Genomic DNA, 3,342 nt, shown 5'->3' with positions numbered 1-3,342 from the left:
GACGGCGAGCCCGGCTTCGCCGAGATCAAGGGGCTGATCGAGAAGATCAACCGCTCCTTCGACGAGTACAAGTCGACCAACGACAACCGCCTGAAGCAGATCGAGCAGAAGGGCGCGGCCGATCCGCTCACGACCGAGAAGCTGAGCAAGATCGACGGCGACCTGAAGAAGCTGTCGGACGAGCTGCTGGAGCTGGGCAAGAAGTCCAACCGCCCCGGTGGTCCGGGCGGCGACGTGAAGCCCGGCGAGGGCCCGGCGCACCGCGAGCACCGCGATGCCTTCAACGCCTTCGCCCGCCGCGGCGAGGGCAGCGAGCGCGAGGTGAACGCGCTGGCAGTGAAGGCGATGTCCACGCTGGTGCCCGCCGACGGCGGCTACCTCGTGCCGGAGATCGTCGACCGCAACATCCTGAACCTGCTGCGCGATGAAAACCCGATGCGGCAGTACGCGAACCAGATCACCGTGTCCTCGCCGGACTACAAGCGCCTGGTGAACCTGCACGGCGCCGGCACCGGCTGGGTCGGTGAGACCGACGCCCGCCCCGCCACCAACACGCCGCAGCTGGCCGAGATCGTTGCCTTCATGGGCGAGCTCTATGCCAACCCGCAGGTCACGCAGACCCTGCTGGACGACGCCGCGGTGGATCTCGAGGCGTGGCTGGCCGGCGAGCTGGCGCAGGAGTTCGGCCTGGCCGAGGGCGCGGCCTTCATCACCGGCGACGGCGTGAAGAAGCCCAAGGGCTTCCTGGCCTACCCGACGGCCGCGACGAAGGACGCGACCCGCGCGCTCGGTACCTTCGAGCACATCGTGACCGGCGTGGCCGGCGGCTTCGCCGCCTCCAATCCGGGCGACCTGCTGGTGTCGCTGATCTACCGCCTGAAGTCGGGCTACCGCACCGGCGCGCGCTGGTACACGAACAGCTCGACGCTGGCGACGGTCCGCACCTGGAAGGACGGCCAGGGCAACTACCTCTGGCAGCCCAACGCCCAGGCGGGCGAGCCCGGTACGCTGCTGGGCTTCCCGATCGCCGACATGGAGCAGATGCCCGACGTGGCGGCCGGCGCCCTGCCGATCGCCTTCGGCGACATGCGCCGCGCCTACACCATCGTGGACCGGATCGGCACGCGCACGCTGCGCGACCCGTACACGAACAAGCCCTACGTCGGCTTCTACACCACGAAGCGGGTGGGCGGCATGGCCGTCGACACCCAGGCGCTGAAGTTCGCCAAGGTCAGCGCCTGACCGGGAGCGCCGGCCTCGCGCCGGCGCTTCCATCCTGCCACCAGCCCCGCCTCGCGCGGGGCTTTCCGTTTCAGGAGGGCCACATGGCCGACCCCAAGCCCGCCAAGGCGACAGACCAGAACGCCACGGCGACCACCGAGCCGACCGAGAACCTGAACCAGGCCGGCACCGCGCCGAAGGACCCGGATCAGGCGACGGTCGCGGACGCTCACGCCAAGCACGAGGCGCAGCGCGACTTGGCCGAGCGCACCGAGGCCACGAAGTGGGACAACGTCCGCGCCGGCATGAACCCGCGCGAGGCGCTGTCCGCCGCGCAGCGCAGCACCGGCCCGGCGCCGGAGAACAAGGCCGACGGCCCGGCGCCCGAGAACAAGAGCGCCTGAGCATGCTCACCGTCGTCACCCCTGCGAAGTCGCGCCTGCTGACCACGGTCCCGGCGGCGCGCGACCACCTGCTGCTGGGTGACGACGTGGACGAGACCTACCTGCGCGACCTGATCGCGCAGGCCTCGGCCGCGATCGTGTCGCACTGCCGGCGCGCCTTCGCGCGGGAGACCGTGCGCGAGACCTTCCGCCCACGCGGCAGCGCACCGCTCATTCTGGACCGCACGCCCGTCGCGGGCGCTGTCACTCTCACGGTGGCGGGGCAGGCGGTCGACGCCGACGGCACCGAGCTGAACACCCTGAGCGGCCTGCTCTACCGCCTCGACGGTGCGGCGCGCTGGACGGCCTGGGGCTGCGACGCCACGGCGGTGGAATACACCGGCGGTTACGCGCTGCCGGGCGAGCCCGACCGGGACCTGCCCGCCGACATCGAGGAGGCCTGCCTGATCATGGTCGCGGCGCGCCACGCCGCGCGCGGCCGCGATCCGATGCTGCGCTCCGAAACCACCGAGGGGGTTGGCTCCGCCTCCTTCATCGCGACGGCCGACATGAGCGGGATGCCGCCGCAGGCCGCGGCGCTGCTGGAGCCGTACCGCCGGTGGGTCGTGGCCTGATGTCGCACCACCTCGAAACCCGCCGCCGCATGATCCGCAGCCGTGGCCGGTCCATGACGCTGATCCGGCAGGCTAAGGACGCCACGCCTGCTATTTTCCTGCCGCTTGTTGGCTTCCCGCGCGCCTACCGTCCTGACGAGATCCAGGGTGGCGTGCAAGCCAGTGACCAGCAGGTCGAGATCCTGAACGACGAGATCGCCGCTGCTGACTGGCCGGCTCCGCCTGCTAACCCTGACCGCCTGGTGATCGACGGCCGCACCTCCACCGTGAAGGGCGCGCGCCCGGTCTATGCCGGCACCGAGCTGCTCGGCTGGTCCATCTGGGTGACCGGCCGATGAGCTCGCCCGAGGTCTGGGCCGATGCCCGGGTACTGATCCGCGACACGGCCGCCACGCTGGGCATCCCGGTCGCGTGGCCGAATGAGGTGTTCGACGACCTGCCCGAGCCGCCCGCGCCTTTCGTGGCGGTGGAGATCCGCGGCGACGGCGCCGAGCCCTACGAGCTCACCGGCGGCGTGTGGCGTGAGGACGGCTCGGTCTACCTGCACGTCATGGTGCCGACCGGCTCCGGCATCACCACCGGCCTGCAGCTGCGCAAGGGTTTGGCCGACGGGTTCCGCGGCCTGCCGCCGCGCGCCGTCGTCTACGACAGCTTCAGCTTCGACCCTGGCAGCGACGACGAAGAGGGCAACTGGCACCGCCTGACCCTGCGCGTCGCCTACCACTACCAGGATATCGGACCCCCAGCCTGAGGAGCACCACCATGCCCGACGACACGCCCAAGCCCATCACCTTCGCAATCATCGACGTCGCTTCCGGCAAGCAGGTCGGCGAGCAGACCTGCGACGCCAACCTGGCGCCCGTGCTGCTGGACGGCCAGCGCGCCGAGGTGCTGACGCCCAAGGCCGCCGCCAAGGCGCCTGCGCCGACGCCGGAAGCCTCCGGCTCGTAATCACGGCCCGGCTGGGCCTTTCCGTAACACCATTTTCCGGAGGACAGGCCCATGACGGGCACCACCAGCTATCAGGCCGGCCAGGAAGCCACCTTCGCCCGGCTCGCCTACGTGCAGGAGGCCGCCTGGGGCGTCACCCCGGCGGCGAAGCT

At 70.9% G+C, this 3,342-nt stretch carries 6 protein-coding genes; all 6 read left to right on the top strand.

Going from position 1 to position 3,342, the window contains the following annotated elements:
* Positions 1 to 1,242 (top strand): phage major capsid protein (locus ACFFGY_RS22250; protein WP_377046734.1); only part of this gene is annotated, 1,242 nt, incomplete at its 5' end.
* 83 nt (positions 1,243 to 1,325) lie between these two features.
* Positions 1,326 to 1,625: a hypothetical protein gene (locus ACFFGY_RS22245; RefSeq protein WP_377046733.1), complete on the top strand. Its 300-nt coding sequence runs from the start codon at positions 1,326 to 1,328 to the stop codon at positions 1,623 to 1,625.
* Between the two features lie 2 nt (positions 1,626 to 1,627).
* Positions 1,628 to 2,239: a head-tail connector protein gene (locus ACFFGY_RS22240; protein ID WP_377046732.1), complete on the top strand. Its 612-nt coding sequence runs from the start codon at positions 1,628 to 1,630 to the stop codon at positions 2,237 to 2,239.
* The gene (locus ACFFGY_RS22235) at positions 2,239 to 2,577 is read left to right on the top strand and encodes a hypothetical protein (protein ID WP_377046731.1); all 339 of its coding nucleotides are present in this window, start codon (positions 2,239 to 2,241) and stop codon (positions 2,575 to 2,577) included. The genes ACFFGY_RS22240 and ACFFGY_RS22235 overlap by 1 nt, the downstream gene beginning before the upstream one ends.
* Entirely contained in the window at positions 2,574 to 2,990 is a 417-nt protein-coding gene (locus ACFFGY_RS22230) for a phage tail terminator-like protein (RefSeq protein WP_377046730.1), read from the top strand. The genes ACFFGY_RS22235 and ACFFGY_RS22230 overlap by 4 nt, the downstream gene beginning before the upstream one ends.
* 11 nt (positions 2,991 to 3,001) lie before the next feature.
* Complete coding sequence (locus tag ACFFGY_RS22225; protein WP_377046729.1) at positions 3,002 to 3,190, top strand: hypothetical protein; 189 nt, start codon at positions 3,002 to 3,004, stop codon at positions 3,188 to 3,190.
* Positions 3,191 to 3,342: the final 152 nt, after the last annotated feature.

The organism is Roseomonas elaeocarpi (assembly GCF_042433915.1).
Lineage (GTDB): Bacteria > Pseudomonadota > Alphaproteobacteria > Acetobacterales > Acetobacteraceae > Roseomonas > Roseomonas elaeocarpi.
Note: the sequence above shows the minus strand (reverse complement) of the source record. Positions and strands in the feature narration are given on the sequence as shown.